The following is a 7035-nucleotide window of genomic DNA, read 5'->3' as shown; positions in this document are numbered from 1 at the left end:
ATACAAACCATCAAAGGGAAAAATGAAACCCCCTTGGAGCTTGGTGCGACATGGTTTTCTGATATCCACCAAAACTTATTGTCGCTAATTGATGAATTGGGATTGGTTAAATATCCACAATTTTCGAAAGGGATCTCATTTTTTAAGACCAAATCCTTTGAGCCAGCACAACAGTTTTTTGTGCCGGAAGCAGAAGAGCCTTCTTACCGATTAGCAGGTGGAACACAGGCGCTCATAGATGCCTTAAGTGGTCAATTAGACCCTAAAAATATTCACCTCCACGTAAAAGTAACAGCAATTAAAGAACTTGATCATAAACTTATAATTGAAACGGCTGGAGGCCAACAATTTGAAGCCGATAAGGTGATTGTTTGTATGCCCCCACAACTAGCCATTAGCAGCATTCAATATGCTCCAGAACTGGAAGAGGAAGTCGGACATGTTTTTTCAAATGTTCAAACCTGGATGTCGGGTTCCATCAAATTTGTTTTAGAATTTGAGGAAGCCTTCTGGAGAGAAAATGGACAGTCGGGTATGCTGTACAGCCATACCGGCATTGTTAGCGAAATGTACGACCATAGCAATTTTGAAGATGACAAATTTGGTTTCACAGGATTTTTAAGTGGTGGAGCAGCTTCCTACACCCAAGAAGCGAGGAAGGAATTAGTTTTACAGCAATTGCATGAACTATTTGGCGATAGGATATTGAACCCCCTATCCTATTTTGATAAAGTCTGGACTGATGAATTTATTTCGGGAGCCAATCAAATTATACAAAGACCACATCAAAATAACGGGCATAAATTATTGCAAGAGAGTTATTTAAGTGGGAGGCTATACTTCTCCGCGACTGAAACCTCAAGCAATTACCCAGGCTATATGGAAGGTGCTATAAGTTCAGCCATGCGAGTGATGAAGGAAATGATGAACTAATTGGGGAAAATTCCAATAAGGAAAAGGTAAAATAAGTTTTATAGTTTCTTATATTTTAATACGAATTAGAAACAAAGACAAAAATGCCTTTCCCAATATTTTTAATCTTTTGGGCATATTAAAATTATTTTTGCCATTCCTAATTATCCTGTCGTAGTAGTGAATGTTTGAAAAAAATCAAATAATAAAAAAACAGTTTAACAAAAAAATAGCCTAAGGTTAATACCTAAGGCTATTTTTTTAATCATTTGGTGTTATAAACACAAAATGATTAAATTAAAAAATCATTCCTAATTATTTTGTCTTTGCATTCTCATTAAACATCTCTCTAACAGCAAGGAATTTGCCATTAACTCTTTGCCAAACAGTCATATATTTAGATATTCTAATTACTTTTCCTGCAGCATTTTTATGGATAGTATTACCAGTTTCTGTTACTTGATTTTCATTTCCAAAAACATCAATGGTTTCAGAATAAACCGTTTCACCTTTTACCTTATTCGCATCTTCTAAAAGCATATCCTTCTTAATAGCCTCTTTACCAATAAGAGAAGCTTGGTTACTTGGGTATCTTACAGCATCATCTGCATAAAGTTCAACTAGGCTGTTTATATCCCCAGAATTATAAAAACCGTCCCATATTTTTTCTAGCGCTATAATTTCGGCCTTTACCTCAGCCATTTTATTAGGATTGTATTTGGAGTCTTTCACAAAATTATCTACTGCAGTTATTTTGCCATCTAAACCGTAGGTTAATCCTAGCATTTGTGTTTTTTGCAACCTGGTACCATTTTTAGCTAATTGATCGTGCTTACCACTCACTAAAATTCCAGAAACCGGATCAGTATCTGTCATTTTATAGGGTAAAATACCCTCTATTTTCCAATTTACAGATTTTTGGTCATTTAAATGGTCTGCCCATAATTTTTTTGCTGACACCTTTTCTACAAATCCATTTGAATGTTTCCAAGTAATAGAATCCGCAAAAAAACTAGCTACTGCAGCAGCATCCATCTTATTGAAAGCGATATTCATTTTTTCAATAGCTTCTATTTCTCCTCTATTTGAAAACGTAAACGTAGATGTTTTGCCATCTTTTAAGTAGATTTTACCACCATCCGCCAAACCAAATTCATTGGTTTTAGGCTGATTTTTAAATTGATTAAACCTGCTGATTTTTCCGTCTTTATTGACTGTATATATTTCGAAAAGATATTCCATTTGCTTGGAACCATCTTTCCATTCTCTATCCTCTTGAGACCATGAAAAAACAATATCATCCTCAGAACCTTTTAACCTAAGTGGAACCATTCCGAAAGGCTGCTGATTCAATGTCTTCATTGATTTATGCCATTCTCTAATATACTCACCGTTTTTTTTAATCATATCATCGGTGTAAAAAGAAAGTTCTTTTTCGGCATCATTCGTATTGTAAGCCTTAATGCTTTCTAAAATCAGATTCATAGCCTTGTCACTTCCTAAACTGTAGGTCTTGTCTTTATCGACACCCTCCATAAATACTTTTCCTGCCGATTTTGAGTTTTGTGAAAAGGCAGCTTCAGTAAACATACTCGCCATAATTAATGACAAGCCTAATGCGTAAATGTTTTTTTTCATGTTTCTTGGTTTATGTTTAATTATTTCCCTACTCTTTTGGCTTTTCGGATTACGCCCTGTTTTTTATCGTGGTGCTCGTCTCCACTTCTTTTGGTTGACTTCAGACAGTTATAAAACCAACTATCTACTGTGTTTTTCGGGAGTAAATATAATATTAATTTCATTTTGCAAGTAATTATTTATATTTAAAATTAAATTCTAATTATTTAATTATTTTTGTCATTATAAATAGAATTAGGATATGGGTAAAGTTTATGGTAATATAAAATATAGGTCTACCTGTGCCATTGCCATGTCCATTGATTTATTTGGTGATAAATGGACCTTATTAATCTTGAGGGATATTTTAATCCATAAAAAAACTACAGTCAAAGAATTTTCTAATTCCAAAGAAAAAATTGCCAGTAATATTTTAGCAAGTCGATTGGTTAATTTAATCGAAACTGGATTTATTTATAAATTGAATCCAAAAGGGACTAAAAAAAGTGCAGTTTATTTAGCTACACCAAAAGGAATTTGCACATTACCGCTTTTAGTAGAACTCTATATGTTTTCTATTGGTTATTTGGAAGATTTAGCATTGAATGAATCACAAAAGAAAATTAAAGCTGATATCTTTCATGATAAGCATTTATTTATGTTAGATAAGCGAGAAAGTTATCTTGCATTTGTGGATCAAATAGAAAACTCGATGCTCGAAAACCAAAAGAGCAAAGATAAATCAATACCAAAGCTTAAACTTTTATAGCGCCTTTGAATAGTTTCTATTCAAAACCCATCTTATTTAATCTCCTAAATTAATAAAAGCATATCATGCTTTAGGTTAGTGCTTTTAATCAATGTAAATAAAATACCTGTTTCAAGGCCTATTAGAACTTATAATCTATACATTTTAACTAAATTAAATCTGTGAAAAAATGATTTAACAGATCAAATGCTCAAATTCAAAAATTACTCGGACAGATCTGAACATATTTATAGAAGCTATCCACTAATTTTTTTCGATTGTCTTCATAATAAGGTCTTAAATTTACTCTTCCGTTTATTTTATTCTTTTAAATGAATACATTTAATAAAAACATGACATGAAAAACATTTTATCAATCATTTTAGTCTTAATCTTTATTATTTCTGGAAAATTATTGCAGGCTCAAGATAGAGACATCAGTTACATGGCATCGGGTGGCAAATTAAAACCTCTACAGGCTATTATGGACATACGTCATTATACCATTGCATTAGATGTAGACATGGAACAACAATTGATTAATGGCCATACCACTATTGATTTGATATTATCCAGCCCAACCGATACCATCTTATTTGATTTGGTACACTTATTAAAGGTTAAAAAAATAACAACAAATAATAAAAACAGTAGTTTTTTTCAGAAAGGTGACTTGATTTACATTACTGCAAAAGATGGATTTCAAGCAGGAAAACAAACTGTAAAAATCGAGTATGGTGGAAAACCACCAATTGCTGTAAATCCCCCCTGGGCAGGCGGATATAGCTGGAAAAAAGATACAAATAACAATCCCTGGGTAGCTATTAATTGCCAGTTTGAAGGTGGTAAAATCTATTTTCCCTCCAAAGACCACCCAAGTGATGAACCAAATGAAGGTGTAGACCTTTTCATTACCGTTCCGAAAGGGCTAACAGTGGCCGGACCGGGATTACTTCAAAACGCCATCAACAAAAAAGACGATAAAACAACTTTTCATTGGAAAACAAATTATACCATTAGTAATTATTGTATTGTTTTTAATATCGGAAAATACAATGTATTCAACCGAAATTACACTACTTCTGAAGGTAATGTTGTTCCCATTCAGCTTTATACGCTTGATCCAGACATTAAAAAAGCTGAATATTTACTTGATATCAAAGAAAGAGACACTCACATTCTGGAAAAATATTTTGGTGAATATCCATGGGTAAAAGAAAAAATTGGTATTGCCGAAGTGCCCAACTCAGGTATGGAGCATCAAACCATGATTACTTTTAAAGACAGTTTAAAGTTCACTCCTATTCCAGGAAATTTAGATTACTCAGATGTGTATTTTCATGAATTTGCACACGAATGGTGGGCTAATAAAGTTACTAATAAAGATTGGGCACACATGTGGATACAAGAAGGTATTGCTACTTATGCAACCGCATTATTTTATCGAGAAGTAGCAGGCGAAAGCGGCTATGATAGCATTATGAATAAGTTTAGGATGTCAATCAAAAACAAAAAGCCCTTAGTACAGGGTGAAGAAATTAATACTGTAAATACATACTCGGGGGATATTTATGTTAAAGGTGCTTTTTTCATGCATACGCTACGCTATATTTTGGGAGACAGTATATTTTTTCCAACATTAAAAGAACTTGCTACAAACGAAAAGTATACTTATGACAACTTTGTTACGACAGATGATGTCGAAAAATTGTTCAGCAAGAAATCTGGAAAGGATTTAAAGCCAATGTTTGACTTTTTTTTAAGAACAACAAACAGACTTGAAATTAATATAACGCAGACAAGTACTGATGAATATTGGATACAATCGATAAATTCTCCAATGAATCTTCCGATAGACATCTTATCGGATACGGGTAAAAAACAAATTATTTTGGACAATAAAGGTTTAAAAATAAAAAGTAAAACCATGCCTATCATTGATTCTAATGGATATTACTTCAAAAAAGTTGTTTTGCTATAAATAGAAAACAAAATTTTTATAAGATAGTCCGCCGCATAACTATGCAACGGACTATCTTTTTTTATAAAAAACACCTAAGCAACAGAAATTGATCTTTACAGGTTTAGGTGCACAATATTTTGAAGCAGCTCCGAAGAATGATAATCATATTTCTATCTTAACCCTTTTAAGGGATTTAACCGTATTATAGAAACGGTATTAGGTTAAAAAAACTCAGAGAAAGATCTTTAAGCGAAGAGGAGGATCTGTTAAAACACCGCCCTTAAAATAGCTGAAAACCGTTTTGGGCGATTCAAATACACCGCAAGAAAATAACACCAAAGGAAACTGTTGAAAAGATCGTCTAATCATTTATCGCCAAGTTTTATTAGTGTAAAGAACAGGAGCATAATGACATTTGAAGGAATTTATTTTGAACATTATAAAATGGTTTTTAACCTTGCGCTACAATATGTTCAGAATATAGAAGACGCTGAAGAAATTACACAAGATGTTTTTGTAAAAGTAAGTGACAATCTTAATTCCTTCAAAAAACAGGCTAGTCTAAGGACTTGGATTTATCGTATTTCCATTAATCAATCATTGGATTTTATAAAAGCCAAGAATACCCAAAAACGAAATTTCATTTCTCAAATATTTAGTTTGAATGATGCAAACTTCAAATATGAACCCACAAATTTTAATCATCCTGGGATAGAATTAGAACAAAAAGAAGCCTATAAAAAAATATTTGATGCCATAAATCAACTTTCAGACAATCAAAAAACGGCAATTATCTTACTGAAGATAGAAGATAAATCTCAAGCTGAAACTGCCGAAATAATGAAGTTAAATGAAAAAGCATTAGAATCTTTGTTTCAAAGAGCTAAAAAGAAATTAGAAGTTTTATTAAATAGAAATGGAATCTCATGAAAAATTCGCCTAATACTAATATGAAGCAAGTATTTGAACATTTAGCAAATATCAAACTGGCTGAGCCTAGTCCAAACTTGTATTCACAAACTTTAAATAAACTAAAAAAACGAAATATTATCCCATTGTTTTGGTTAAGGGCAACTGCTTGTTTTTTGATTTCACTAATTACAACAGAGTTTTATATAGTTTCAAATAAAGAAAAAATACATAAAGAGCTTAGTTCAAATGTTATTTTAAAAACCAATAATATTTTATACAATGAATAAATCTAAATTTCTAATCCTAATCATTATTGCATTATTAATTTCTAATGGAATATTGCTTTTTATGTTTCTCAATGGACCGAAAATGCACAAAAGTCCTAAAAGTGTAATCATTGATAAATTGCATTTTGACAAGGAGCAAATTAAAATTTACGAAGTCTTCATTCAAAAACATCGCAAAGCCATAAATGATAATGAAGCGACTATGAATAAATTAAGAAGCAATTTGTTTGAACAACTTAACTATCAGCAAGACACTGCTAAAGTTGATTCATTAATTTCAGTAATTGCGAAGCAACAATATCTGGCAGAGAAAATAAACTACAAGCATTTTTTAGAAATAAAACATTTATGCAAACCTGCACAGCAAAAGTACTTTAATGAGCTAACAAATGAAATCACTAACCTATTTTCTGGAAAAGAAAGGAGGTAAGCAAATAATTCGTATATATAATAGCTCAAGCAATTACGCTTTGACAATAATTCAAAATATTAGATAAATGTTGCGATTTCTTTTTTTATTGACACTAATTCCAACGTTTTCTTTTGCTCAAAATAACAGACAAAATATACGTGGTGTAATTTCAGATAAACTTTTA

7 protein-coding genes are annotated in these 7035 nt (G+C 31.9%); 6 read left to right on the top strand and 1 reads right to left on the bottom strand.

Annotation, left to right across the window (positions count from 1 at the left end; genetic code table 11):
• The coding region (locus tag ACILQF_RS12725; protein ID WP_395627774.1) for a flavin monoamine oxidase family protein at positions 1 to 933 on the top strand (933 nt) is incomplete at its 5' end.
• Between the two features lie 294 nt (positions 934 to 1227).
• Here the strand turns inward: ACILQF_RS12725 and ACILQF_RS12720 are convergent.
• Positions 1228 to 2550 (bottom strand): YybH family protein, encoded by a 1323-nt coding sequence (locus ACILQF_RS12720; RefSeq protein WP_395627773.1) that lies wholly within the window; start codon positions 2548 to 2550, stop codon positions 1228 to 1230.
• Positions 2551 to 2791: 241 nt separating this feature from the next.
• Between ACILQF_RS12720 and ACILQF_RS12715 the strand changes: the two genes are divergently transcribed.
• The 5 genes from ACILQF_RS12715 (at position 2792) to ACILQF_RS12695 (ending at position 6869) form a co-directional block, all read left to right on the top strand.
• Positions 2792 to 3298 (top strand): winged helix-turn-helix transcriptional regulator, encoded by a 507-nt coding sequence (locus ACILQF_RS12715; RefSeq protein ID WP_395627772.1) that lies wholly within the window; start codon positions 2792 to 2794, stop codon positions 3296 to 3298.
• A gap of 337 nt (positions 3299 to 3635) precedes the next feature.
• Entirely contained in the window at positions 3636 to 5258 is a 1623-nt protein-coding gene (locus ACILQF_RS12710; protein ID WP_395627771.1) for a M1 family metallopeptidase, read from the top strand.
• 390 nt (positions 5259 to 5648) lie between these two features.
• Positions 5649 to 6170, top strand: coding sequence for an RNA polymerase sigma factor (locus ACILQF_RS12705; protein ID WP_395627770.1), 522 nt, complete (start codon positions 5649 to 5651; stop codon positions 6168 to 6170).
• Positions 6167 to 6439: a hypothetical protein gene (locus tag ACILQF_RS12700; RefSeq protein WP_395627769.1), complete on the top strand. Its 273-nt coding sequence runs from the start codon at positions 6167 to 6169 to the stop codon at positions 6437 to 6439. The genes ACILQF_RS12705 and ACILQF_RS12700 overlap by 4 nt, the downstream gene beginning before the upstream one ends.
• Positions 6432 to 6869 carry a hypothetical protein gene (locus tag ACILQF_RS12695; RefSeq protein WP_395627768.1) on the top strand — a complete coding sequence of 146 codons (438 nt, stop codon included), beginning with the start codon at positions 6432 to 6434 and terminating at the stop codon, positions 6867 to 6869. Before ACILQF_RS12700 ends, ACILQF_RS12695 begins: the two co-directional genes overlap by 8 nt.
• The last annotated feature ends 166 nt before the right edge of the window (positions 6870 to 7035 follow it).

Origin of the sequence: Daejeonella sp., assembly GCF_044232565.1 — a bacterium.
Classification (GTDB): Bacteria; Bacteroidota; Bacteroidia; order Sphingobacteriales; family Sphingobacteriaceae; genus Daejeonella.
Note: the sequence above shows the minus strand (reverse complement) of the source record. Positions and strands in the feature narration are given on the sequence as shown.